Annotated in this window: 28 protein-coding genes; 16 read left to right on the forward strand and 12 right to left on the reverse strand. The window is 63.1% G+C overall.

Annotated elements, in window-relative coordinates; genetic code table 11:
- The first annotated feature begins 184 nt into the window (after window positions 1-184).
- The 4 genes from FSY59_RS18100 (at window position 185) to soxZ (ending at window position 3,822) form a co-directional block, all read left to right on the forward strand.
- On the forward strand, window positions 185-1,207 hold the full coding sequence (locus tag FSY59_RS18100) for a YeeE/YedE family protein (protein WP_148729461.1): 1,023 nt from the start codon (window positions 185-187) through the stop codon (window positions 1,205-1,207).
- A gap of 186 nt (window positions 1,208-1,393) precedes the next feature.
- On the forward strand, window positions 1,394-2,725 hold the full coding sequence (locus FSY59_RS18105) for an FAD/NAD(P)-binding oxidoreductase (RefSeq protein WP_148729462.1): 1,332 nt from the start codon (window positions 1,394-1,396) through the stop codon (window positions 2,723-2,725).
- Window positions 2,726-2,840: 115 nt separating this feature from the next.
- Window positions 2,841-3,329: a thiosulfate oxidation carrier protein SoxY gene (locus FSY59_RS18110; RefSeq protein WP_148729463.1), complete on the forward strand. Its 489-nt coding sequence runs from the start codon at window positions 2,841-2,843 to the stop codon at window positions 3,327-3,329.
- Between the two features lie 163 nt (window positions 3,330-3,492).
- Entirely contained in the window at window positions 3,493-3,822 is a 330-nt protein-coding gene (soxZ, locus tag FSY59_RS18115; RefSeq protein ID WP_148729464.1) for a thiosulfate oxidation carrier complex protein SoxZ, read from the forward strand.
- Between the two features lie 68 nt (window positions 3,823-3,890).
- Here the strand turns inward: soxZ and FSY59_RS18120 are convergent, their stop codons facing one another.
- On the reverse strand, window positions 3,891-4,598 hold the full coding sequence (locus FSY59_RS18120) for a YitT family protein (RefSeq protein ID WP_050872323.1): 708 nt from the start codon (window positions 4,596-4,598) through the stop codon (window positions 3,891-3,893).
- A 323-nt stretch (window positions 4,599-4,921) separates the two neighbouring features.
- Complete coding sequence (locus FSY59_RS18125; RefSeq protein WP_003051956.1) at window positions 4,922-5,428, reverse strand: hypothetical protein; 507 nt, start codon at window positions 5,426-5,428, stop codon at window positions 4,922-4,924.
- Between the two features lie 106 nt (window positions 5,429-5,534).
- Here FSY59_RS18125 and FSY59_RS18130 point away from each other — a divergent pair, with 106 nt between their 5' ends.
- The 5 genes from FSY59_RS18130 to FSY59_RS18150 all read left to right on the forward strand — a co-directional run bounded on the left by FSY59_RS18130 (window position 5,535) and on the right by FSY59_RS18150 (window position 8,472).
- Complete coding sequence (locus FSY59_RS18130) at window positions 5,535-5,996, forward strand: hypothetical protein (RefSeq protein WP_050872324.1); 462 nt, start codon at window positions 5,535-5,537, stop codon at window positions 5,994-5,996.
- Between the two features lie 62 nt (window positions 5,997-6,058).
- Window positions 6,059-6,265 carry a DUF3460 family protein gene (locus tag FSY59_RS18135; RefSeq protein ID WP_003051953.1) on the forward strand — a complete coding sequence of 69 codons (207 nt, stop codon included), beginning with the start codon at window positions 6,059-6,061 and terminating at the stop codon, window positions 6,263-6,265.
- A 70-nt stretch (window positions 6,266-6,335) separates the two neighbouring features.
- A complete protein-coding gene (locus FSY59_RS18140; protein ID WP_003051948.1) occupies window positions 6,336-7,193 on the forward strand; it encodes a ScpA family protein in 858 nt (285 codons plus the stop codon).
- 136 nt (window positions 7,194-7,329) lie between these two features.
- A complete protein-coding gene (queE, locus tag FSY59_RS18145; protein ID WP_148729466.1) occupies window positions 7,330-7,968 on the forward strand; it encodes a 7-carboxy-7-deazaguanine synthase in 639 nt (212 codons plus the stop codon).
- Window positions 7,969-8,106: 138 nt separating this feature from the next.
- Window positions 8,107-8,472: a 6-carboxytetrahydropterin synthase gene (locus FSY59_RS18150; protein WP_003051945.1), complete on the forward strand. Its 366-nt coding sequence runs from the start codon at window positions 8,107-8,109 to the stop codon at window positions 8,470-8,472.
- Between the two features lie 152 nt (window positions 8,473-8,624).
- Here FSY59_RS18150 and FSY59_RS18155 read toward each other — a convergent pair whose 3' ends face one another.
- Window positions 8,625-9,653 (reverse strand): porin, encoded by a 1,029-nt coding sequence (locus tag FSY59_RS18155; protein ID WP_148729467.1) that lies wholly within the window; start codon window positions 9,651-9,653, stop codon window positions 8,625-8,627.
- 347 nt (window positions 9,654-10,000) lie between these two features.
- Between FSY59_RS18155 and panD the strand changes: the two genes are divergently transcribed.
- The 3 genes from panD (at window position 10,001) to FSY59_RS18170 (ending at window position 11,594) form a co-directional block, all read left to right on the forward strand.
- Window positions 10,001-10,381: an aspartate 1-decarboxylase gene (gene panD / locus FSY59_RS18160; RefSeq protein ID WP_003051941.1), complete on the forward strand. Its 381-nt coding sequence runs from the start codon at window positions 10,001-10,003 to the stop codon at window positions 10,379-10,381.
- Between the two features lie 38 nt (window positions 10,382-10,419).
- A complete protein-coding gene (locus FSY59_RS18165; protein WP_003051939.1) occupies window positions 10,420-10,785 on the forward strand; it encodes a 5-carboxymethyl-2-hydroxymuconate Delta-isomerase in 366 nt (121 codons plus the stop codon).
- 125 nt (window positions 10,786-10,910) lie between these two features.
- The gene (locus FSY59_RS18170) at window positions 10,911-11,594 is read left to right on the forward strand and encodes a tRNA-uridine aminocarboxypropyltransferase (protein WP_003051937.1); all 684 of its coding nucleotides are present in this window, start codon (window positions 10,911-10,913) and stop codon (window positions 11,592-11,594) included.
- Between the two features lie 27 nt (window positions 11,595-11,621).
- Here FSY59_RS18170 and yiaA read toward each other — a convergent pair whose 3' ends face one another.
- From yiaA to FSY59_RS18200, 6 genes are all read right to left on the reverse strand, one after another.
- Window positions 11,622-12,140 (reverse strand): inner membrane protein YiaA, encoded by a 519-nt coding sequence (gene yiaA, locus FSY59_RS18175; RefSeq protein WP_003051934.1) that lies wholly within the window; start codon window positions 12,138-12,140, stop codon window positions 11,622-11,624.
- A 151-nt stretch (window positions 12,141-12,291) separates the two neighbouring features.
- A complete protein-coding gene (locus FSY59_RS18180; protein ID WP_003051932.1) occupies window positions 12,292-12,864 on the reverse strand; it encodes a DUF4274 domain-containing protein in 573 nt (190 codons plus the stop codon).
- A 49-nt stretch (window positions 12,865-12,913) separates the two neighbouring features.
- Window positions 12,914-13,546 carry an aminotransferase class IV gene (locus tag FSY59_RS18185; RefSeq protein WP_003051930.1) on the reverse strand — a complete coding sequence of 211 codons (633 nt, stop codon included), beginning with the start codon at window positions 13,544-13,546 and terminating at the stop codon, window positions 12,914-12,916.
- Window positions 13,543-14,727 carry an aminodeoxychorismate synthase component I gene (gene pabB, locus FSY59_RS18190; RefSeq protein ID WP_003051928.1) on the reverse strand — a complete coding sequence of 395 codons (1,185 nt, stop codon included), beginning with the start codon at window positions 14,725-14,727 and terminating at the stop codon, window positions 13,543-13,545. The genes FSY59_RS18185 and pabB overlap by 4 nt, the downstream gene beginning before the upstream one ends.
- Before the next feature lie 162 nt (window positions 14,728-14,889).
- Window positions 14,890-15,189 carry a DUF4148 domain-containing protein gene (locus tag FSY59_RS18195; RefSeq protein ID WP_003051926.1) on the reverse strand — a complete coding sequence of 100 codons (300 nt, stop codon included), beginning with the start codon at window positions 15,187-15,189 and terminating at the stop codon, window positions 14,890-14,892.
- Window positions 15,190-15,321: 132 nt separating this feature from the next.
- A complete protein-coding gene (locus FSY59_RS18200; RefSeq protein ID WP_003051924.1) occupies window positions 15,322-16,056 on the reverse strand; it encodes a Crp/Fnr family transcriptional regulator in 735 nt (244 codons plus the stop codon).
- Between the two features lie 202 nt (window positions 16,057-16,258).
- Here FSY59_RS18200 and panB point away from each other — a divergent pair, with 202 nt between their 5' ends.
- Together panB and panC are read left to right on the forward strand one after the other, a co-directional pair.
- Complete coding sequence (gene panB / locus FSY59_RS18205; RefSeq protein WP_003051922.1) at window positions 16,259-17,128, forward strand: 3-methyl-2-oxobutanoate hydroxymethyltransferase; 870 nt, start codon at window positions 16,259-16,261, stop codon at window positions 17,126-17,128.
- Window positions 17,129-17,168: 40 nt separating this feature from the next.
- Entirely contained in the window at window positions 17,169-18,008 is an 840-nt protein-coding gene (gene panC, locus FSY59_RS18210) for a pantoate--beta-alanine ligase (protein WP_003051920.1), read from the forward strand.
- 115 nt (window positions 18,009-18,123) lie between these two features.
- Here the strand turns inward: panC and FSY59_RS18215 are convergent, their stop codons facing one another.
- Window positions 18,124-18,525: a hypothetical protein gene (locus FSY59_RS18215; RefSeq protein ID WP_019044097.1), complete on the reverse strand. Its 402-nt coding sequence runs from the start codon at window positions 18,523-18,525 to the stop codon at window positions 18,124-18,126.
- 100 nt (window positions 18,526-18,625) lie between these two features.
- Between FSY59_RS18215 and FSY59_RS18220 the strand changes: the two genes are divergently transcribed.
- A complete protein-coding gene (locus tag FSY59_RS18220; protein WP_003051916.1) occupies window positions 18,626-19,075 on the forward strand; it encodes a MaoC family dehydratase in 450 nt (149 codons plus the stop codon).
- 91 nt (window positions 19,076-19,166) lie between these two features.
- Complete coding sequence (locus FSY59_RS18225) at window positions 19,167-20,648, forward strand: SulP family inorganic anion transporter (RefSeq protein WP_148729468.1); 1,482 nt, start codon at window positions 19,167-19,169, stop codon at window positions 20,646-20,648.
- A 5-nt stretch (window positions 20,649-20,653) separates the two neighbouring features.
- Here FSY59_RS18225 and FSY59_RS18230 read toward each other — a convergent pair whose 3' ends face one another.
- Entirely contained in the window at window positions 20,654-21,025 is a 372-nt protein-coding gene (locus FSY59_RS18230; protein WP_003051911.1) for a polyhydroxyalkanoate granule-associated phasin, read from the reverse strand.
- An 86-nt stretch (window positions 21,026-21,111) separates the two neighbouring features.
- Window positions 21,112-22,038, reverse strand: coding sequence for a LysR family transcriptional regulator (locus FSY59_RS18235; protein ID WP_003051909.1), 927 nt, complete (start codon window positions 22,036-22,038; stop codon window positions 21,112-21,114).
- Window positions 22,039-22,090: the final 52 nt, after the last annotated feature.

Below are 22,090 nucleotides of genomic sequence, written 5' to 3' on the forward strand. Positions count from 1 at the left end.
TTGTGGTCTGTTTGTTTGCTGGCCCTGAGGCGCTGACGCGCCTTCCCCCTTCTCTCGCGACACTGGGGACGCTGGCTTTGCTGCGGGACAGCCCTTGCTCGCCAGCCCGAGCGAAGGTTCACGCATCATGCGTCTGGTGCGAATCTCTGCCGCCCACCCTCATCTGCTTTATTGAACGACTGATATGTTGCTGTGGTCTGTTTTCTTGCTGGGCACGGCCTTCGGCATCGCCGCGCGGCTGGGGCGTTTCTGTCTGCTGCGCGGGCTGCGCCAGCAAATAGGGCGGGATGCGGAAGTCGCACCCGGTCAGGCTCCTGCATTGCAGGCCTTTGCCCTGGCATTGGCCGTGGCCTTGCTGGCCTCGCAGGGGCTGCAGGCTCTGGGAATGCTCGATCTGAGCCAGGCCGCCATTGCGCGGCCCAGCTTTTCCATCGCTGGCGTGCTGATTGGCGGTTTGCTGTTTGGCGTCGGTATGGTGCTGGCACGAGCCTGCGGCGCGCGCTCTCTGGTGCTGCTGGCTGGAGGCAATCTGCGCTCTCTGGTCACCCTGGTGTTTCTGGCGCTGGGCGCGCAACTGGCCATGACCGGTGTGCTGACGCCTCTGCGCCTGTGGCTGCAGGCCCTCACTCCCCTCACTCTGGCTCACGCCACCTTGCCCGCCTATCTGTCTTTCTTGAATACATGGCTGCTGACGCTTGGTCTGTGCCTGCTGCTGCTGGCCTATGCCTTGCTGCGCCCCGGCCTGCGCCAGAGCCACCTGCAGTGGGGCAGCGCGCTGCTCATAGGCCTGCTGGTGGCTGCCGGCTGGTGGCTGACTGCGCATATCGGGGTCGATGAGTTCGAGCCGGCCCGCCTCACCTCGCTGAGCTTTATCGGCCCGATTGCCGAGGCCCTGCTCTATCTGCAACTGTCCGTGGGACGCGAGCCCGGCATAGGCCTGGCGCTGACGGCGGGCGTGCTCGCCGGTGCCTTTCTCGCAGCCCTTGGCAGCCGCACGGCGCGCTGGGAAGGCTTTGACTCCACCAGCCGCCTGGCGGCCAGCGCCGGTGGCGGCCTGTTGATGGGCGTCGGCGGCGTGCTGGCCGCAGGCTGCTCCATCGGCCAGGGGCTGAGCGGGCTGTCGACGCTGTCGCTGGCCAGCTTTGTGGCGATTGCCGGCATCCTGCTCGGAACGCTGCTCAGCCTGCGCCTGCTGCGCCAGCAATAGCGCTGGCTTCGCTTGGGTATTCAACGATCCCGGATCAGGGCCTGCTCCTAGAATCTCCAGCCACCAGCTCTGCTTGTGCCGCGTGTCGGCTGAGAGGCAATCCCGCCGCGCTGCGCCCAAGCTTGCTTCCCCTGCCCGAATCCGAGGCCTCGATCAGGCCCCATTCCCATTACAGGAGCAATGCTCATGCAACGTCGCCATTTCCTCTGGACTCCGCCCGCACTCGCCCTGGGCGCTGCTGCCGGCCCGGCAATGGCTGCACCCGCCATCATCAGCAGCCAGTCGCCCATCCTGCCGCGCCAGGGCAAGGGTCCACGCATCGTGATCTGCGGCGGCGGCTGGGGCGGCCTCACGGCGGCACGCTATCTGCGCGAGCTGATTCCCGCTTCCGACGTCGTGCTGCTGGAGCGCAATCCGACCTTCTGGTCCGGCCCGATGAGCAACAAGTGGCTGGTGGACATCGTTGGCACGGACTTCGTGAACCGCGACATGCTGCACCCGGCCAACAAATACGGCTACACGCTGCTGCAGACCGAGGTCACGGGCTTCGAGCGCGACAAAAAGCTGGTGCGCACGGCCCATGGCCTGATCGAGTACGACTTCCTGATTCTCTCGGGCGGCATTCGCAACGATTACGAGGCCTGGTTCGGCAACGACCAGCGCGCCATCGAGTACACGCGCACCCACTTTCCCAACGCCTACATCCCCAACCAGGAAATGCTCTCGCTCAAGAGCAAGGTCAAGAACTTCAAGGGCGGCACGCTGGTGATGACGCTGCCGCCTCCGCCGCATCGCTGCCCGCCCTCGCCCTATGAGCGCGCCTGCCTGATCGCCTGGCATATCAAGAAGAACAAGATTCCCGGCAAGATCCTGATTCTCGACCCCAAGCCCAAGATCGCACCTATCGGCGTGGGCTACAAGCAGGCTTTCGAGGAGCTGTACGCAGACATCATCACCCATGTGCCCAATGCCGGCGTCAAGGAAGTGGACCCCTTCAACAAGCAGATCAAGACCGCAGCAGGCGACTTCAAGTTTGACGATGCCATCCTCATGCCGCCCCACCAGGCCGCAGACATGGTCTGGAAGGCCGATCTGATCGGCAAGGATGCGGCCACCGGCAAGCCCACGGGCTGGGCCGATATGCACAACCGCCTGTTCCATGCCAGAAGTGACGACCGCGTGTATTTTGTCGGCGATCTGATGGGCGCGATCTCGCCCCAGTTCGGCCACTACCCCAAGAGCGGCCATGTGGCCAACTACATCGGCAAGATCGTCGCCCGGAACATTGCAGAGCGCGTGGCCGGCAAGGAGGTCGTGGCCCGGCTGCCCGACAACCTCTGCTACATGATGGTCAACGGCGACCCTCAGGAGGAAATTTCGGTGAAGTTCGAATACGAGGTGGACGCCAGCGGCCAGGTCAACCAGACCCAGATCGACATGGATGTGCGCACCTCCGATCTGGTCAAGGAGGACTTTGCCTGGATCAACGGCAAGTTCGGAGATTTCCTGGGGGTCTAGCCATTCTCCCTGAGCCGCCGATGCGGCTTCCCCCTGCCGGATGACGCCCTCCATCGGCTCTGGCCTGAAGCTGGTGCGAGTTTTAAAGTTCTGTTGATTGGATTGAAGAAAAGCAATGTTCAAGCACACCTCCCGCAGAAGTCTGGTGCTGGGCGCGGCGGCAGCCGGCGCCAGCCTGGCCCTGCCCGCCTCTGCTCTCGCCCAGGCCAAGACTCCGTTGGTCGGCCCGCTGGCCCCCAACCCGGCCGAGTTCAGGAAAATCATGGAGCAATTCACGGGCAGCAAGCCCGGCCTGGCCGAAGGCCTGCAGCTGGAGCTGCCCGTGCTGGCCGACAACCCCAGCGCCGTTCCCGTCAAGATCAAGGTGACGCTGCCCATCACCGAGCAGGACTGGTGCGAGGAGATCATCGTGCTGGCCGAACTCAACCCCTCGCCGTTGGCCTGCCGCATGCAGTTCACGGCTGCGGCCGGAGCGGCCGAGGCGGCGGTGCGCATACGCCTGTCCCAGTCGCAGACCGTTCATGCCCTGGCACGCATGAAAAGCGGCAAGATACTGGTCGCCAAACAGGCGACGACCGTGGCCGCCAGCGGCTGCGGCATGTGAATCTAGGCATCCCCCCGAGTCGCTTCGCGCCTTCCCCCCACAGTGGGACAGCCAGCGCAGCAGGGCTGCCTTTGCGCGGCGCTTGCTGGACTCAAGCCCCCAGCCAATTCGGACATAGCGGCTTCCAGATTTACCCTGGATGCGTGAACCAAAAGGAATTTCAATGAACAAACCAGCTCGCGTATGGGTCAGCAATGCCAACCCCAAGAAAGGCGAAGTGCTGCGCGTGCGCGCGCAGATGGAACATGTCATGGAAAGCGGTCTGCGCACCGACCCGGCCACGGGCAAGGTGCGTCCGCGCAATATCGTGAGCCGTTTCGAAGCCCGGCTGGGCAACGCCTTGCTGTTCAGCTGGGAGCCCGGCATCTCGATTGCCCAGAACCCCTATATCGAGTTCACCTTTGTGGCCCGGGAAAGCGGCGAGCTGCAGATGCAGTGGAAGGACGATCAGGGCCAGACGCTGAGTGCCCAGAAGACGATCAGCGTCGCCTGATGGCGAGACACATGAAAAAGCCCCGCCCGGTTTGCACCGGGGCGGGGCTTTTTCATGGATGACAGACCTCAGTTGCCCTGATAGCGGCCGGGACGATGGCTGATCCACAGAAACATGCTCATGATCACCGCCGCCAGCACCGAGTACGCCACGCGCTCCAGCGGCACGATGGCCAGCGCCAGCAGCACCACGCTGCAATCGATCATCATCTGCACCTTGCCGGCGCGAATGCCGTAGCGGTCCTGCAGATAGAGCGAGACGATGGTGGCCCCGCCCAGACTGGAGCGATGCCGTGCCAGGAACAGGCAACCCGATCCCATGAGCAAGCCGCCAGCCACGGCCGCATAGAGCGGATTCAGGTAGTCGATATGGATGAAGCGCGGGCCCACATCGGCCATCAGTGCCAGCATGGCGACCGAGACAAAGGTCTTGACCGTGAACTCCGCGCCCATGCGCTTCCAGGCAAACCAGTAGAACGGCAGATTGATGACAAAGAAGACGGCACCGAAAGGCAGCCCCGTCACGTAGTGCAGCAAAAAGGCCACGCCCGCCGTGCTGCCCGTGAGCAGTCCCGCCTGCGCAAACAGCATCATGGTGATGGAGACAAACAGCGAGCCCGTGAACAGGGCCTGCGCGTCCTCGAAGCGGCCATGGCGCAGGCCCGAAGTGGCCGGTGCAGCAGCAGCGGAGGCATCCATGCGGCCGGCCAGAGTGGAGCTGGCCGAAGAAGATAGCGGTGTGGACATGTCGGGTAAGACAGCAAGATTGATGCCCATGATCTCGATAAAGACCGGGGCGTGCCGGTGCGGATAACACCGGGAAACCCCTTAATTTTACGGATGGACTCATGCTGTATGCACATGATTTGCTGCAACGCAACAAATCCAGAAGGGGAATTTCGGAAGCACCTCCATCAAGAATTTCGAGCTTTTTAGGCCTCCATCTCTTACGGTTAAAGCACTCAACGCTATCAATTCAGAATCGATACAGCGCACCCGTCACCAACGTATGCGCGCAGGCTTGCCTCTCAGATGCAAAAAAGCCCTGACTGCACCATCGCAGGCAGGGCTTTGAGCAGATCCGGCCGCTTTGCGGCCGCTCAGCCGCGCGACTCGTCGGGCAGACGTTCGCGGTTGAGCGTGCGCAGCACCCGGCCATCGGAGCCAAAGGTCACCGTGAACTGCATCTCGCGCGTGGGCGGATCGATGTAGTTCCAGTCCCAGTCGGTTTCCTGCTTGAGCTGGTAAGTCATCATCTTGGCGGGCTTGCCCAGCATGCGGCGCACCTCGTTTTCCTCCATGCCGGGCACGATCCTCGCAAACACATGCGGAGCCAGCACCTGGCGCAGCGCACTCATCTTGCCATCCGCGCCTATGGTGATCATGTAGTTCTTGGCACCGGCCGGCTGGCGGTTGTACTCCAAGGTGCGCGAGCCATCCTGTTCGTTCCAGATGCGTTCGGGCTCGCCAAACTTCGCTCGCACATCGGCCTCGGTGGACAGACCTTCCTCCAGCTCCTTGATCTTCTGCTCGTCGCAACCCAGCAGCGCCAGGGTGCTGATTGCAGCTGCCGCCAGGGCCGCCGTCATACGCGAAAAAATATTCATGGACTTGAATCACAATGCTTGCCAGACAGAATGCGAATTCTGACAGCAAGCCATCCGCGCACGCGCGCCACTTTTGCAAACGCTTGTCAAAACGGAGCCATCCCTCGTGAGCACAACCCTTGAGCAACTGTTTTCCCAATTCACCAACGCCGCGCAGGCGGCGCGGGATCAGCAGGACAAATGGCTGATCATCGACCCCGTCTACGAACACCTGGAGACACTGCAGGAAGCTGCACTGGAGCAGGTTCTGCCGCAAATCCTGACACTGATCGAAACCTATCCCGAGCTGGACTATGGCGGCCCTGGCCCGTTCGGCAGCCTGATCGAGGAACACCCCATGGCCACCTACACCCCGGCCTTGCTGGCGTCGCTGGAGCGTCAACCCAGTGTGCAGGTGATGGGCTGGCTGGACCGCACCATGCGCGTGGACGAGGACTTCCAGCGCAATGACCCGAACCCGGTCGGAGCTGCCGAATTTGCCGCCGTGCTGCGCAAGATCGTCGATTCGCCCCTGGCCTCGGCCGACTGCAAGGAGTTCGCGCAGATCTGTCTCAAGGACCTGAAATAGCCCGCAGCGGGCCTGCCGTCCGCGACGGGCTAAAATCCGCTGTTCTGAGAGGTTTTACACATATGTCTTTCTTCCGTCGCCCCGACTACCGTTCCGACACCACCAACTTCATCAACGACCTGAAGCAGCAAAAGCCCGAGCTGGACAAGCAGCAGCAAGCCGGTCGCGCCCTGCTGTGGGACAAGGACGTGAACTATGAAGTCTGGGAAGATCTGCGCGCCGGCCGCGTGGAACAACAGCCCTACGTGTACCAGACCAACCACTCCTGATCTTTTCGATGAAATCAGCCTCAAGCGCTTACTCGTCAAGCGCGCTCAGCTCTGCAATCCATAGCAGACCATGAGCGAGGCTGAAGAACAGACCCTGTTGCCGGGCCAGAACCCGGACGCCCCTGACCCGTCGCCTTCGGTCGTCGATCAGGTAGCTCTGGCACGCCTGTACGGTGAGCCGCTGTTTGCGCTGCCCCAGGATCTCTATATCCCGCCCGATGCGCTGGAAGTCTTTCTCGAAGCCTTTGAAGGCCCGCTGGACTTGCTGCTCTATCTGATCCGCAAGCAGAACTTCAACATCCTCGACATCCCCATGCTGGACGTGACGCGCCAGTACATGACCTATGTGGACGAGGTGCGCAGCCGCAATCTGGAGCTGGCAGCCGAATATCTGCTGATGGCGGCCATGCTCATCGAGATCAAGTCGCGCATGCTGCTGCCGCCCAAGAAGCAGGAGGACGGCGAGGAAGCCGAGGATCCGCGCGCCGAGCTGGTGCGCCGCCTGCTCGAATACGAGCAGATGAAGCTGGCCGCCCAGCAGTTGGGGCAGCTGCCCACCTACGGACGCGACTTTCTCAAGGCCACGGTCTATATCGAGCAAAGCCTGCAACCGCGCTTTCCGGATGTGGAAATCGGCGAGCTGCAAGCGGCCTGGCGCGACATCCTCAAGCGTGCCAAGCTGGTGCAAAGCCACAAGATCACGCGCGAAGAGCTATCGGTGCGCGAATACATGAGCCAGATCCTCAAGCAGCTGCAGGGCCAGCGTTTCGTGGAGTTCGAGCGCATCTTCAACCCGGAAAAAGGCTCGACCGTGCTGGTCGTGACCTTTATCGCCATGCTGGAGCTGGCCAAGGAAACGCTGATCGAAATCACCCAGGCGGAAGCCTACGCACCGATCTATGTGCGCCTGGCCTATACCCCGGTGTGAGGCCTGCGACCGCCTGCAAGGCAAGCGCCTTGTAACCCTATGGCCCACCAGAAGTTCAGCAAGGGCTTACATTCGCATCCCGGGCTGCAGCACGCCAGCCTCCTGTTCCACCGCGCCTTGACGCGACACATACGACATGACATACAGCGTCAAAGAAATTTTCTACACCTTGCAGGGCGAAGGCGGCCAGGCCGGCACGCCCGCCGTGTTCTGCCGCTTTGCGGGCTGCAATCTGTGGACGGGCCGTGAGCAGGACAGGCCCAATGCCATCTGCCAGTTCTGCGACACCGATTTTGTCGGCACCGACGGCACCCTGGGCGGCAAGTTCGCCACCGCCGATGCGCTGGCCGAGCGCATTCTGAGCCAGTGGCCTGCCGACGACAGCCAGCACCGCATGGTGGTACTGACGGGCGGCGAGCCTTTGCTGCAGGTCGATGAGGCCCTGATCGCCGCCCTGCATGCGCGCGGTTTTCGTATTTCGGTGGAAAGCAACGGCACGGTGGCCGCACCCGAGGGCATAGACTGGCTGTGCATCAGCCCCAAGGCCGGCGCCGACTGGATTCAGCGCAGCGGCCAGGAACTCAAGCTGGTCTGGCCTCAGCCCACATTCGATCTGGCGGCCATTGAAGCCAGCACCGATTTCCAGCACTATTTTCTGCAGCCCATGGACAACGCCCAGCAGAGCGGCAATATTACCGCCTGTATCGAGCAATGCATGCAACGCCCCGGCTGGCGCCTGAGCCTGCAAACCCACAAGCTCACTGGAATTAGATGACCCCCCTGAGTCGCTTTGCGCCTTCCCCCCAGGGGGACGACGGCCTTTGCTGCGGGGCGGCCCTTGCTGGCCGTCCGCCATGGGGTCCGTTCCCAGCTCAAAGGCCGAAGGCAATGCTCAGCGTCACCGATCACTGATATGCAGTTCACCGTTCACCAGCGTTTTTTCTTCGATGCCGCCCATACCCTGGAGCGCGCTATCGAGACCGAGAGCAGCCGCCGCATTCACGGCCATACTTACTGGGCGGAAGTCAGCGTGACCGGCCCGCGCAATCCGGACAACGGCATGGTCATCGACCTCGGCCACCTGCGCGCGCGCCTGGAGCTGCTGCGCGATCAGCTAGACCATCACTTTCTCGATGAAGTGCCGGGTCTGGGCAAGCCCACGCTGGAAAACCTCTGTCTCTTCATCGCCAGCGCGCTGGCCGACCTTGAGCCTGCGCCCAGCCGCATCCGCGTCTGGCGCGACAGCATCGGCGACGGCTGCGTGCTCGATCTGTCCTGAGGACAGGCGCACAGCTGCAACAAAAAAAGGCCCCGCTATTGCGGGGCCAGCTTGCTGAGAGTCAGACGGCTTTCCCACCAGGAGGCCTAACTCGGCAAGATCATCAGGCAGCGGAGTGCGGCAGCCGCCGCAGCTCTTTGCTGCCCATGCTCTTAGAAATTGTGGCGCAGGCCGATTTCGTAACCCGTCAGGCTCTTGCCCACAGCGGGTGTAGGGCTCAGCGACGAACCCAGCTTGCGGGAAGCCTTGTCGTCGTTGCTCATGCGTGCCACGGCCGCATAGATTTCGGTGCGCTTGGACAGCTTGTAGCCATAGCCCAGAGCCAGACGCTGGGAGTCCGCATCGCTTTGCTTCTTGTCCTTGTACCAAGTATAGGCGGCGCGCAGTTCGCCGGCGCCCAGAGGCATTTTCACGCCCAGGCTGTACAGATCGACACGCTTGCCGTTGCCGCGATCGGACGCGATCAGCAGCATGGGAGTGACAACACCGAAGTTGTAGGAAGCACCCAGATTCATGGTCTTGTAGTCCACGCCAGCGGCAGCCGTGCCGCCACGTGCGATGCCGTAGGCTGCAGCAACGTTCAGGGGACCGCTGGCATAGCCCAGACGCAGGCCAGTGGAGCTGGCCAGGCTATGGTCGTCGGCCTGCTCGCCAAAGCTGTGGGTCAGCTGACCATAGACGCCGCCCAGCTTGGGCAGCAGATAGCTGATGGCGTTGGAGTTGCGCTTGGGGTTGGAGCCTTCGGAGGTGCCTGCAGCCGAGCCGCTGATCAGGTTATGGCCGTTGATGGCGCCCATGCCAGTGTCACCGAAGGCATGGAAGGTTTCCAGGTTCTGGTAGGCGGGGGTCTTGTCACGACCCAGGCGCACTTCACCGAAGTTGCCCAGCAGGCTGACGGTGGAGCGGCGATCGAACTTGAAGCCGGATGCCGTGCCGTCGTCCACACTGAGGCTGCCTTCCAGCCAGAAATCGGCCTTCAGGCCGCCGCCCAGATCTTCCACACCGCGGAAGCCCAGACGGCTGCTGGAGTTGCCACCGTTGGCCAGACCGGAAACGCTTTTGCCGGTCGTGGAGATGTGGGCCACCGACACGTCGGCCACGCCAAAGACGGAAACGCTGGATTGAGCCAGGGCGCCGGCGGAGACGGTCAGGGCGGCAAGGGCGAGAAGAGTTCGTTTCATGCTGTTCACTGTGTTTGTAGAAATGAGAAAGCCCATGCAGTACGGCTACGGCCTGCCTTGGACGGGCCCCGTCTGGGACTGAAGTCATTAAACAAAGTGAAAATGAAACATTAGTTACAACCCTTAAATTCTCAACAAAACAACAACCACAACGACAATCGTCACATCGTCCTACATCAGCGACCGGCAGAGCTTTCACCGCAGGGATGCGCAGACACCGCATTTCCCTGTCAATGCCCTCAATGAACTACATGGGTTTTACCGATCGCATTTAGACTTGCGTGATTTTTCGCAAGCACAGGCCTGCCCCATTTCAGCAACGCGCAAAGCGCCCCAGAGAGACAAACATGTTCCGCACCCTGCTCAAATCCAAGATCCACCGCGTCAAGACCACGCAATGCGAGCTGCACTACGAAGGCTCCTGTGCCATCGACGAGGATCTGCTGGATGCCGCCAACATTGCTGAGAACGAACAAGTCCATATCTGGAATATCGACAACGGCGAGCGCTTTGTGACCTACGCCATCAAGGGCGAGCGCGGCACGGGCATGATTTCCGTCAACGGTTCGGCCGCTCGCCGGGCCAGCGTGGGCGACCTGCTCATCATTGCCGCCTTCGCCCAGGTTCATGAGAGCGATGTGGCCGAGCACCAGCCGCAGCTGGTCTTTGTGGACGACAGCAACAAACAGGTCGAGCTGCGCCACAAAGTGCCCACCCAGATGCTGTAAAAACGGCTTTTGCCTCCAAAATCGAGCGAGAGAACTCCATGCCTCATCTGCATATTGAATACACCGACAACCTGACCGGCCTGAACGAACGCGAACTGATGCGCGACATCAACGCCGTGGTCTGCTCCCACCCTACCGTTCTCGATGAAGCCGATGTCAAGGCCCGCATTGCCCGCCTGAACCTGGACCATGTCTATATCGGTACCCAGCCCGAGAACCGTGGCTTCGTCCATGTGCACCTGCAGCTGATGGCCGGTCGCAGCACCGAAGCCAAGAAGCAGATGTCGGACGGCATTGCCGAAGTCCTGCGTCGTCTGGTGCCCCAGCCTGCCGATGTGATGGTGCAGCTGAGCGTGGACGTGTCCGATATGGACAAGGCCACCTACTTCAAGGGTCGCCTGTAAGCCCTCGGCCACACAAGCCAGAGCGCCCGCAGCCATGCTTGCGGGCGTTTTTGTTTCAGGGACCTTGGTTTGAGATAAAAATCGCCTCAACCACTTACCCCAAAAGAGCAAGCAGCTCCTGAATCATGAGCAAACCCGAGCCTCGCCCCCGCTGCCCCCGCTGTCACCGGGCGCTGCGCACCTGCGTCTGCGCGCTGGCCAGGCCGGTCGCGCACCAGGTCGAAGTGCTGATCCTCATGCACCCCATGGAAGTGCACGAAGCCAAGGGCACCGGGCATCTGCTGCATCTGTGCCTGCCACACAGCCGGGTCATGGTGGGCGAGGAATTCGATGCCGCCGAGCTGGAAGCGGCGCTGCATGGCCGATCGGCCAGCTGGGCCGATACCGATGGTGCGCCCCGCCACAGCCTGCTGCTCTACCCCGATACAGCAGACCAGGATGCCGCCCTGGGGCTGGCTGCGGCCGCCCCCCTGCCTCTGCCCTGGCCGCAGCCGCCAGAGCGTCTGCGGCTGGTGATCATCGACGGCACCTGGCGCAAAAGCCGCAAGATGCTCTATCTCAATCCCGCACTGCAGGCCCTGCCGCGCCTGCCCCTGCTCGGCGTGGAGGACTCCGGATACGCCATCCGCAAGGCCCATCTGCCCGGACAGCTCTCCAGCTTCGAGGCTGCGGCCCTGGCCCTGGCACAGCTGCAGAAGCGGCCCCAGGATGCGACGGTCCATGCAGTGCTGCAGGAAGTCTTCAGTCAGTTTGTGGCGCAGCAGCTGCAGCTGCGCCAATGCAATCAGGCGCCCCCAAGGGGCGCCTGAGATTCAGCGGTCAACCCGTTTTCCGGCTCAGCGGTTATTGGCCACCTGCTCGGACACATCGGCGGACTTGGCGGGATCGGTCACTACCAGAGCGGGCCCGTTGCGCTCACTCTTGCCGCGCTTGCGCTCTGCCGAGCCATCGTCGGCGCTCAGGCTGTCGCGGGTGTTTTTCTGCACGGCAATCGCACCGAACAGGGCCAGCGCAAAAGCCATGGCATAGAAACCTTTTTCGCTGAGCTGCAATGTGGCATTGAAGAGACCTGTGCCCAGCAGCAGCACCGCGATGATCAGCGCCACCCAGCTGATGCCGTAGTAGATGCCGGTCACGGAAACACCCTCGAGCTTGTCGCGCACGGTTTTCTGCAGCGAAATGGCCGAGTAAAGACCCAGCACCAGCACGGCAAAGTAAAAGCCTTTCTCGTTGAGCTGCATGGCTGCATTCCACAGGCCAGCCATGAAAGCGACGACGCCCAGCAGCAAGGCGGCCCAGGATGCGCCGACAAAAGCGGAGGAAGGCTTGTGGCTGGTGATGGCTTGGGAGTTCATGAGCGGGTCTCGGAAGTTGTGGTGAACGGATAGTAGAAAATCCGCTCGCTCAAGCCAAGTCCTTCTTCACAAGGTATCGCAAAATGATACCCAAAGAGCTGTTTTGCTCGTCAGCCACAGCATCGTCTGAACCGGTCCGACCGCGCAGGCGCTAATCCTCGTCCTCGACTTCATCTCCATCCATGGCGGCATTGAGCTCTTCCTGGACATGGGGCGGCATGCCGTCTTCCCAGCCATGCTCGTCGACATAGGCATAAATATCGGGTTGCTCTCCGGGCACGGCCAGCAGCATGATGGCCGGAATCTGCCATTTGGCCTCATCGCCCTTGACGGCTTCGCTGGTCCAGTCATAGCCCGGGTGTTTTTCATTGCCCGTGGGCGAGGCCAGATCGTTGGCCGGATCCCAGCCGATGGTGGCGGGAGCCAGATTGCCCTGCTCGAAGCGCTGGCTCAGCGCCTGTATGCGGGCCCAGCCCGCGCGGTTGATGCCGGGCACCTTGTCCTGCGAGGCATAGTGCTGGAAGTAGCCCGGCTGCTGATACCAGTACAGCGCCTTGGCAACGGCGGGCTCCAGCTTGGGATGCTTGCTGATCCAGTCGGGCAAGGCGCTGCCGTTGTCGTAGTTCATGGTGGTGACCACGGCCAGCCATTGCAGTGGTGTCGCAGTGGCCAGGAATTCCTTCATCAGGTCCAGGTACAAGGCATCAAAGTCGTCGTCATCCATGGCTGAGACTCCTCCAGGTTGCTTACGTCCGCACAATAACAAACCACCCCTAGGTGATCAAACGAGCATCCAGCCAGCCGCGCAGGCTATTGATGAAGGCCCAGCCGCCGGCATGACGCGCCTGCTCCAGCGTCACCACCTGCTCCGTCAGCCGTCCCTGCGACAAGGCCAGCGCCCGCCCCACGCCCGGAAGCAAGCCGCATTGCAGCGGCGGCGTGACCCAGCGCCCATCGAGCTGCACGGCAATATTGCCGCGCGTGCCTTCGGTGATCTGGCCGTCCTCGTTGAAAAGTACGATATCGAAAATGCCGGTGCTCTGGGGTCTGAAAGCGTCGTAATGCTGACGTACCGAGGTTTTGAAACGCACCACATCGCTGTACGCCACCGCATTGGCGATGGGCCGATGCGCCAGCTGCAACGCGACGGGCTGAGCAGTCGGCGGCAGGGGCTCGGCCGTGATCTGCATCTCACCCGTGGCCGAAAGCGCCAGCCGCACGCGCCAGTCGCCCATGGAATGCGTCTGACTGGCTATGCGCTCCATATCGGACTCCAGCTGCATCTGCATCAGCGGATAGCGAAAATGCTGCGCCGTGATCTGCAAACGGGCCCAGTGCAAAGCCCAGTTCTGCCAGCGGCCATCCTTGAGAGCCAGGGTTTCGAGGATTTCAAGATTCGTGTTCATACGCCGACGCCTTGTTCAAGCACCTTCAGAAAAGCCTGCTTGTGTTGCCATTCCATCCATTCATCGGCCGCATTGGCGCTGGCCGTGATGCCGCTGCCTATGCCGCAGCTCAGACGCCCATTCTTGAGCACCACGGTGCGAATGGGAACATTGAAGCTGGCATGAATACGCCTCGGCCCGGCCCCCGGCCGCACCACGCCCAGAGCGCCGCAGTAGACGCCTCGGGGCTCGGGCTCCAGCTCGCGAATCAGACGCATGGCCTGACGCTTGGGCGCCCCGGTGATCGAGCCGCAGGGAAACAGGGCTGCGAACACATCCACCAACCGCACATCCGGGCGCGTGCGAGCCACCACATCCGAAGTCATCTGCCAGACGGCCGGCAGCGCCTGGACCTGAAACAGCTGCGGCACTTTCACGCTGTGCGGCACCGCAATGCGTGACAGATCATTGCGCAGCAAATCCACGATCATCACGTTCTCGGCCCGCTCCTTGACCGACTCGCGCATGGTTTGTGCAGCCTGTGCATCGGCTTGCGGGGTCTTGCCACGCGCCGCGGTGCCCTTCATGGGGCGGGTCAGAATCCGCTCGCCATCCCAGTCGAAAAACAGCTCGGGTGACAGCGACAGCACCTGTATGTCGCCGCTGTCGACCAACGCCGCATAGCCGCCGGGCTGGGCCTGCTGCAGCCTTGCGAACAGCGCCTGGGCCAGTGCGCCGGCATCGCCATGCTGCAGCGCCCCAAGCTCGGCAGTCAGGGGGGCCGTGTAATTGATCTGATAGCAGTCGCCCGCCGCAATCGCCGCATGGATGCGTGCCACATGGGCATCGAACTGCGCGCGGCTGAGCGCTGTCTGCCAATGCACCGCTGCGGTCTGCTGCGGCCGGGGCGGCACATCCATCGCCAGCGGCGCGCGATGCAGGCCGAACCAGGCCAGCGGCTGACCCGATGGGGAGCCATGTACAGCATCTGCATAGGCACGGTCAAAAGCTGCGGCCGCCTCGTAGGCCAGCCAACCCACGCACCACAGGCCTTGCTCGGCAGCCTGCTGCACGGCCTCCAGCACGGCAGGCACGTCCTCGGGGCGATGCGCCTGCAAGACTTGCTCGGGAACGCCAAAGCCATGCTGCAGACGGGCTGCTCCAGCCTGCCAGGGAGCGGTGAAATCAAGAATGGTTTTCAAGTCAGATCACCTGCAAGCGCACTGTCGACATGCGCGGAATGCTATCAAACTTGCTATATCCATCCGCCCGGCATTGCCGGCATAAAAAAACGCGCTGAAGGAATCCCTCAGCGCGCATCCACCAATGGGCCACCTCTGTCGGATGGCTAAGAGAGAACTCTGTTACTTGCCGCCCAGCTGCGACTGGTACTTGGTCACGGCAGCCGTGTAGGCAGGGCTGGCCAGCAGGCGCTGGTATTCGGCATAGGCCTTGTGGTATTCAGCGCTGAACTCGGTCTCGACATAGGCTGCGGGCGTGGGCATGTAGCCCAGGCCGGCTCGCTGGTACATCTCGAGGTCGGCCATCACTTCGGCACGGCTTTTGCTGGAGGTTACGGGAGTTTGGGGGAGGTCTTGAGCCATGGCCGCAGCGGCGCTGGCGGTCAGCACGGCGGCGGTCAAGATACGGGTAAGGGAACGCATTTTTCAATCCTTTCAACGGCGCAGCAGCGGAAAGAGGACCTGTCTCGCTGCTGTATGGCTGAACTATGCTCCCGGTCCCGCAGGCCGTCTGTGCGTTTTCTCACGCAAAAACTCATTCCACATTGCGGAAAATCAATGTGCTTCCTCGAGCAGAAGCCGCAGACCATCCACACGACAAAGACGCAGATTGCGTCCCTCGCGCCTGAGCAAGCCCAGGCGCGTGAGCCGCGACATCTCGCGTGCGACCTCTTCGCGGCTGGTGCCCAGCATCAGGGCCAGATCGTTCTGGCGCGGAGCCGGCGACAGCAGTGCCTCGTCGTTCTCGACTCCCGCCATCTCGGCACGCTCCAGCAACTGGGCATGCAGACGGCCGCGCACCGTGAGGGTTCCCAGGCTGACCACGCGCCGCGCCAGCACCCCTGCCAGTTCGCTGAGCCGCTGGACCACGGCCCGCATGACCAGAACATCGCTCATGATCAGCGTCTCAAGCTCGGCATTCGATAGCGATGCAACCAGGCTCTCATGCGTGGCCTGCACCTGCACGGAGACATGACGAACCGGTGGCTGCGGCGCGAACGCGCCAAAAAAGAAACCAGGTTCCAGATAACCCAGAATCATGGCCCGCCCGCTGGCGCTGTAGCTGCCGACACTGAGCTGGCCGCTGATCAGCATGTACATGCGTTGATCGGTATAGGCGCCGTGCAGCACCTGTCCCGCCTCCAGCCGGTGCCACAGGCATTGCCCCGCCAGCACCGACAGCCTCTCGTCGGACAGCGACTCCAGCCAGCTCACGCTGCGCAGACCCTGCCAGGCCACGGCTGACACAGGCGCTGAAACCGACGGCTGCAGGGACTCGAGCATGGACATGAACAACCTTGTGCAAAAAGAAATGGAAGGCCGGAAAGCGCTGGGCCATGCGAAGCTGAGCCCACAGCATAGTAAGGCGGACGACAGCAGCCATACCCTGTTTTAACGTGGCGCTGCAGCGCAGCATCGCATAGACTCGCGGGCAAATTTGCCTGCAGGCTTTTCTGCGGGGCCAGGCCATAGACATATCAGGAGACAGCTCATGACCGCTACCGGCACGCCTTACGGCACCATCCCCCCCTCTTCACCCCAGCCCCAGCGCCGCCCCGTCAGCCTGCCGCGACTGACCCAGATGCGCGCTGCCGGTGAAAAAATCACCATGCTGACCGCCTACGACGCGACGTTTGCCGCCGTGGCCGACGCGGCCGGTGTGGAGTGCATTCTGGTCGGCGACTCGCTGGGCATGGTCTGCCAGGGACTGCACAGCACCGTGGGAGTGACGCTTCAGGATATGGCCTATCACACGGCCAGCGTCACGCGCGGCCTGCACCGCGCCCAGGCCACGGCCTGGGTGATTGCCGACATGCCCTACGGCAGCTATGCCGAAAGTCCCGAGCAGGCCATGCGCAGCGCCTGCCAGCTGATGCAGGCCGGTGCCCATATGGTCAAGCTCGAAGGCGGCGGCTGGACGGCTCCCACCGTGCGCTTTCTCGTCGACCGCGGCGTGCCCGTCTGCGCCCACCTGGGACTGACGCCGCAGACCGTGCATGCACTGGGCGGCTATCGCGTACAGGGCAAGGACGAGCAGGCAGCGGCCACGCTGCGCCAGCATGCGCTGGAGCTGCAGGACGCCGGAGCCTCCATGCTGGTGCTGGAGATGGTGCCCGCAACCCTCTCCGCCCAGCTGACCGAGGAACTGCCGCTGTGCCACACCATCGGCATTGGCGCGGGCAATGGCACGGCCGGCCAGGTTCTGGTGCTGCATGACATGCTGGGCGTGAATCTGGGCAAGATGGCCAAGTTCGTGCACAACTTCATGGCCGATGCAGGCAGCGTCAAGGGCGCCATGGAAGCCTATGTGCAAGCGGTCAAGAATGGCAGCTTCCCTGACAATGCGCTGCACGCCTGGTGAACCCGGGCCTTTGTTTTCGTTTTCCCCCACTGTTCGAGTCATGCAAATCGTTCACACCATCGCCGACCTGCGCGCCGCTCTGGCCGGTCGCGGTCGCCCTGCTTTCGTACCCACCATGGGCAATCTGCACGAAGGCCATCTCTGCCTCGTGCGCCAGGCCCGCCAGCACGGCGATGTGACCGTGGCCAGCATCTTCGTGAACCGCCTGCAGTTTCTGCCTCACGAAGACTTCGACAGCTACCCGCGCACCTTCGATGCCGACTGCGCCAAGCTGGAAGCCGAAGGCTGCGACATCGTCTTCGCCCCCAGGGAGAAAGACCTCTACCCCGAGCCGCAGACCTTCAAGGTCCAGCCCGATGCGCAGCTGGCCGACATCCTGGAAGGCCACTTCCGCCCCGGTTTCTTCACCGGCGTCTGCACCGTGGTCATGAAGCTGTTCCAGGCCGTGTTTGCCACCACGGGCGGCGGCACGGCCGTTTTCGGACAGAAGGACTATCAGCAGCTGATGGTGATCCGCCGCATGGTGCAGCAGTTCGCCCTGCCCATAGAGATCATCGGCTGCGCGACGGCACGCGCCGACAGCGGCCTGGCCCTGAGCTCACGCAACGGCTACCTCAGCGATGAACAGCGCGTGCAGGCCATGGCGCTGTCCCGGGCGCTCAAGGCCCTGGCCGATGCTGCGCGCCAGGGTGGCAATCTGGCCGATCTCGAAGCGCAGGCCATGGCCGCGCTGCGCGCCAAGGGCTGGGAGCCCGACTATCTGAGCGTGCGCCAGCGCAGCGATCTGCAGACACCTGCCGATGCGCGCAGCGGCGAGCTGGTGGCCCTGGGCGCGGCACGCCTGGGCAGCACCCGGCTCATAGACAATCTGGAGTTCTAGGATTGCGCATCCCTCTTAGGCGCCGGGCAAGGGCATGCTGCCCCTTGCCCGGCGCCTCTGATTCAGGCCGCGCCGGTGTCCAGCGTCAAGAACGATACAGAGGCAAGGAGCGCCATCAGCACTGGTAGGAGTCCACCGACGATTGACTGGGCAGAGCCTGCAGCGCAAGCCCCCGCCCCTTGAGCCGGCAAAACAGGCCGTCGCCCATTTCCAGCTCCAGCACAAAACCCGCATCGCTGGCAAAAGGCAGGGGCAGACGGTGCAGGCGCTGCCCGGCGACATGCAGCTGCGCTTGCCGAACACGGCCCAAGGCGGCCAGGATTGGATTCAAATCAGCCTCCAGCGCTTCGTCAGTCTGCGCAATGTGCTTGCATATCAATAGCAACGGCTGCCACAGCCCCTCGCCGGTTCCGACTCGCTCACCGTCATGCACACGGGCGGCGGAAAAGCGGATCTGCAACGCTCCATCCTGCAGGCTGATCGCGGCGACCTCGGAATCTTCAAACTCGAAATTCATGCGTCCAAGCATAGCGCTCTGGCACCTTGGCAACAGCGGCCGGGTTCGCCGCCGCGCATACTGTCGGCCACCCCATACACCGCCATGAAAGAGGACGCCAATGAGCGAGAAACTGTATCTGGATGATCTGTACGTAGGCCAGAAGTTCGTCAGCGACGGCTATCCGCTGGATGAGGCGCAAATCATTGCCTATGCCAGGCAGTTCGACCCCCAGGTCTTTCACCTCGACCCCGAAGCTGCCAAGCACACCTTCTTCCAGGGCCTGGCCGCCAGCGGCTGGCATACAGCCTCCATCAGCATGCTGCTGGTGACGCAAAGCATTCCCCTGGCCGACGGCGTGATCGGCGGCGGCATGGAAGAGCTGGCCTGGCCCCAGCCCACGCGCCCCGGCGACGTGCTGCAGGTGGAGTCCGAAATCGTGGAGATCATTCCCTCCCAGTCCAAACCCAACCGGGCCCTGGTGCGCGTGCTCTCCCACACCAGGAACCAGCGCGGCGAGGTGCTGCAGCGCTTCAGGCCCAAGATGGTGTGCTTCAAGCGCCCGGCCTGACCCTCAGGCAGCAAAAGTCCTGGGCACTGCTTAATATCGCCCACCGGCGCTGTCTGCTTTGCATGGGCAGCGCCTCACTTGCTGCTGCGATATGAATCCCCATTTTTCCCTGAGCCGATGGCGCGCCGAATGGGCGCCCAGCGTTCCGCGTGAGCTGCTGGCCGGCGCCGTCGCCACGTTTGCGCTGATTCCCGAGGTCATTGCCTTTTCCTTTGTCGCGGGCGTGGACCCGGCCGTGGGGCTGTACGCCTCCTTCATCATCAGCATCGTGATTGCCGTGTTCGGCGCACGCCCAGCCATGGTCTCGGCAGCGGCCGGCTCGGTGGCCCTGGTGGCAGCTCCGCTGGTCGCCTCGCATGGTCTGCAGTATCTGCTGGCCGCAGGCCTGCTGGCCGGCGCCATGCAGATCGCTTTCGGCCTGTGCAAGATGGGCAGCCTGGTGCGCTTTGTCTCCAGCTCGGTGCGCACGGGCTTTGTCAATGCGCTCGCCATTCTGATCTTTTCTGCCCAGCTGCCGCATCTGCATGGCGCCAACACCGCCACCTGGGCCATGCTGGCCCTGGGCCTGGCCCTGATCTACGGCCTGCCCTGGCTGGGACAGAGGCTGCAGCTCAAGGCGCTGGGCGCCATTCCCTCACCACTGATCTGCGTGCTGGTGCTGACCCTGCTGGGCAGCCTCATGGGTCTGCCGCTCAAGACCGTGGCCGATCTGGGCCATCTGCCGGACAGCCTGCCGCTGTTCGCCCTGCCCGAAATCCCCGCAAGCCTGGAGACGCTGCGCATCATCGCCCTGCCGGCCCTGGCGATTGCCATGGTGGGCCTGCTGGAGTCCGTGCTCACGGCGGCCGTGGTGGATGACCTGACGGGCACGCCCAGCAACAAGAGCCGCGAATGCACGGGCCTGGGCCTGGCCAATGTCTCGGCCAGCCTGTTCGGCGGCATTGCGGGCTGCGGCATGATAGGCCAGGCCGTGGGCAATGTGAAATACGGCGGCCGCGGCCGCCTGTCCACCCTGTTTGCCGGGGTGTTTCTGCTGATTCTGATGGTCGCCCTCAAGCCCTGGGTGTCCCGGGTGCCGGTGATTGCTCTGGTGGCCATCATGGTCATGGTGTCGGTCTCTACCTTCGACTGGAAGTCGCTGGGCAATCTGGTGCGCCACCCGCGCCTGTCCAGCTCGGTGATGCTGGTGACGGTGATCATCACCATCGCCACCCACAATCTGGCCGCCGGCGTGGTGGCCGGCGTGCTGCTCTCGGGCGTGTTCTTCACCTTCAAGGTGGCCAATATGCTGCAGGTCCGGGACAGCCTGAACGAGGCTGGCGATCTCTATACCTGGACGGTGAGCGGCCAGGTGTTTTTTGCCTCTGCCGATGCGCTGATCGAGGCCTTCGACGTGCGTGCCGCGGCTGGCAAGCAGGCCCGCATCGATGTCAGCGGCGCGCATTTCTGGGACATCACCGCCGTGGGCGCGCTGGACAAGGTCATGGAGCGTCTGCGCCAGCATGGCTGCCGCGTGGAGCTCAAGGGGCTGGATGACGCCAGTCAGCGGCTGATCGAGCGCATCCGGGTCTAGCTTGCCTATTTCAGGCGGGTCTGCGACAGGCGCTTGGCATTGGCCACGGCCTTGCGGCGAATCGGCGCCAGGCTCCTGGCCGCCACCTTGTCGGCGGCCACGGGCAGCTTCTGGCCCATGGTCCAGGGGTTGCGCATCCAGGCCAGACACAGCTGCTGCTGCACCTTGAACATCTCGGCCCCCATGGTCAGCCAGGCCTGGCTGAAGGCCACCTGCTTTTCCACCACCATGCGGGTGAACTCCTTCTGATCGCGCGCAGAAAGTACCGGGCCGCTGAGCGCCATGCGCGTGAGCCGGTGGTTGATGACCTGAGGTGCAGCCATGCTGATGTCCAGCAGTTCGCTGGCTGTGCGATGGGGAATGGCGGACTCAGGCATATGTAACTCCTTGGGTGCAGATGTTTATTGTGCACTGCAACATAGAAGTTTGCGCAAGCTCACTTTCGATAGCCCTATCGGCAACTTCAGGGCCTGCCATCCAGCAGGCTGAGTGCCTCCTGCTCCAGCGCCGCGATCAGCCAGGACAGGCCTGCATCCGCGGGCCGGTGCAGCGGCAGCAGCATATGCACCTGAAACGCTATCGAGAACGCCAGCGGCCGCACCACCAACTGCGGGCCCGCGCAGGCCCGCGCCGTCAGCGGGTTGACGATGGCCAGACCCAGCCCCTGCTGCACCATGGCGCAGACGGCGACGGCACTGGCGGTCTCCAGACTCAGCCGGCGCTGCACGCCGGCGCGGGCAAACACCGCATCGATCTGGGCCCGGTAGGGGTCGTCGCGCGCCAGGCTGATGAAGGATTCGCCTTCAAAGTCCCGCTCGCTCAGCAGCGCCTTCTGCGCCAGTGGGTGGTTGGCAGGCAGCACGGCCACTTCATCCATGGCAGGCAAGGGCTGGCTGCGCGTGCCCCGAGGTGCATCGGCCAGCTCGGACAGGCCCAGATCGAAGCGCTGGGCCGCCATCCACTCCTGCAGCAGCGGTGCCTCCTGGGTGCTCACGCTCACGGCCACCGCGCCGTGACGGGACTGCAGACGCGCCAGCGCGCCCGGCAGCAAGGCATGACTGAGTGCCGGCAGGCACAGCACGCTGATGCTCGCACCTTGCGGGCGCCCCAGCTCCACGGCGCGGTCGATCACGCGCTCCAGGCCCTGCCAGCTGCGCCGCACCTCGTCCCAGAGCAGCAAGGCACGTGCATTGGCACGCAGCCGGCCCTGCACACGCTCGAACAGCGCATAGCCCAGCAGTTGCTCCATGCGCGCCAGCTCGCGGCTCACCGTGGGCTGCGAGGTATAGAGCAGCTGCGCCGCGCCGGTGACGCTGCCGGCCGTCATGACGGCACGGAACACCTCGATATGGCGGTGGGTGATGCGCTGTGAAGCTTCTGAATCGGTCATGTGCAGAGCATATCAATATTGAATGATCTTCATAAATCAAGCTATTGGACTG

Origin of the sequence: Comamonas sp. Z3, assembly GCF_008121565.1 — a bacterium.
GTDB classification, from domain to species: Bacteria; Pseudomonadota; Gammaproteobacteria; order Burkholderiales; family Burkholderiaceae_C; genus Comamonas; species Comamonas brasiliensis.

Bases quoted from the DNA above. Each gene is read 5' to 3' on its own strand.
- panD (WP_003051941.1), top strand. From the start codon at position 10,001: ATGTTCCGCACCCTGCTCAAATCCAAGATCCACCGCGTCAAGACCACG.
- FSY59_RS18150 (WP_003051945.1), top strand. From the start codon at position 8,107: ATGCAGTTCACCGTTCACCAGCGTTTTTTCTTCGATGCCGCCCATACC.
- FSY59_RS18215 (WP_019044097.1), bottom strand. From the start codon at position 18,525: ATGAATTTCGAGTTTGAAGATTCCGAGGTCGCCGCGATCAGCCTGCAG.
- soxZ (WP_148729464.1), top strand. From the start codon at position 3,493: ATGAACAAACCAGCTCGCGTATGGGTCAGCAATGCCAACCCCAAGAAA.
- FSY59_RS18200 (WP_003051924.1), bottom strand. From the start codon at position 16,056: ATGTCCATGCTCGAGTCCCTGCAGCCGTCGGTTTCAGCGCCTGTGTCA.
- FSY59_RS18125 (WP_003051956.1), bottom strand. From the start codon at position 5,428: ATGAATATTTTTTCGCGTATGACGGCGGCCCTGGCGGCAGCTGCAATC.
- FSY59_RS18230 (WP_003051911.1), bottom strand. From the start codon at position 21,025: ATGCCTGAGTCCGCCATTCCCCATCGCACAGCCAGCGAACTGCTGGAC.
- FSY59_RS18110 (WP_148729463.1), top strand. From the start codon at position 2,841: ATGTTCAAGCACACCTCCCGCAGAAGTCTGGTGCTGGGCGCGGCGGCA.
- FSY59_RS18195 (WP_003051926.1), bottom strand. From the start codon at position 15,189: ATGCGTTCCCTTACCCGTATCTTGACCGCCGCCGTGCTGACCGCCAGC.
- FSY59_RS18100 (WP_148729461.1), top strand. From the start codon at position 185: ATGTTGCTGTGGTCTGTTTTCTTGCTGGGCACGGCCTTCGGCATCGCC.
- FSY59_RS18165 (WP_003051939.1), top strand. From the start codon at position 10,420: ATGCCTCATCTGCATATTGAATACACCGACAACCTGACCGGCCTGAAC.
- yiaA (WP_003051934.1), bottom strand. From the start codon at position 12,140: ATGAACTCCCAAGCCATCACCAGCCACAAGCCTTCCTCCGCTTTTGTC.
- FSY59_RS18170 (WP_003051937.1), top strand. From the start codon at position 10,911: ATGAGCAAACCCGAGCCTCGCCCCCGCTGCCCCCGCTGTCACCGGGCG.
- FSY59_RS18225 (WP_148729468.1), top strand. From the start codon at position 19,167: ATGAATCCCCATTTTTCCCTGAGCCGATGGCGCGCCGAATGGGCGCCC.
- queE (WP_148729466.1), top strand. From the start codon at position 7,330: ATGACATACAGCGTCAAAGAAATTTTCTACACCTTGCAGGGCGAAGGC.
- FSY59_RS18140 (WP_003051948.1), top strand. From the start codon at position 6,336: ATGAGCGAGGCTGAAGAACAGACCCTGTTGCCGGGCCAGAACCCGGAC.
- FSY59_RS18135 (WP_003051953.1), top strand. From the start codon at position 6,059: ATGTCTTTCTTCCGTCGCCCCGACTACCGTTCCGACACCACCAACTTC.
- FSY59_RS18185 (WP_003051930.1), bottom strand. From the start codon at position 13,546: ATGAACACGAATCTTGAAATCCTCGAAACCCTGGCTCTCAAGGATGGC.
- FSY59_RS18155 (WP_148729467.1), bottom strand. From the start codon at position 9,653: ATGAAACGAACTCTTCTCGCCCTTGCCGCCCTGACCGTCTCCGCCGGC.
- FSY59_RS18220 (WP_003051916.1), top strand. From the start codon at position 18,626: ATGAGCGAGAAACTGTATCTGGATGATCTGTACGTAGGCCAGAAGTTC.
- FSY59_RS18120 (WP_050872323.1), bottom strand. From the start codon at position 4,598: ATGGGCATCAATCTTGCTGTCTTACCCGACATGTCCACACCGCTATCT.
- FSY59_RS18180 (WP_003051932.1), bottom strand. From the start codon at position 12,864: ATGGATGACGACGACTTTGATGCCTTGTACCTGGACCTGATGAAGGAA.
- FSY59_RS18235 (WP_003051909.1), bottom strand. From the start codon at position 22,038: ATGACCGATTCAGAAGCTTCACAGCGCATCACCCACCGCCATATCGAG.
- FSY59_RS18105 (WP_148729462.1), top strand. From the start codon at position 1,394: ATGCAACGTCGCCATTTCCTCTGGACTCCGCCCGCACTCGCCCTGGGC.
- panB (WP_003051922.1), top strand. From the start codon at position 16,259: ATGACCGCTACCGGCACGCCTTACGGCACCATCCCCCCCTCTTCACCC.
- panC (WP_003051920.1), top strand. From the start codon at position 17,169: ATGCAAATCGTTCACACCATCGCCGACCTGCGCGCCGCTCTGGCCGGT.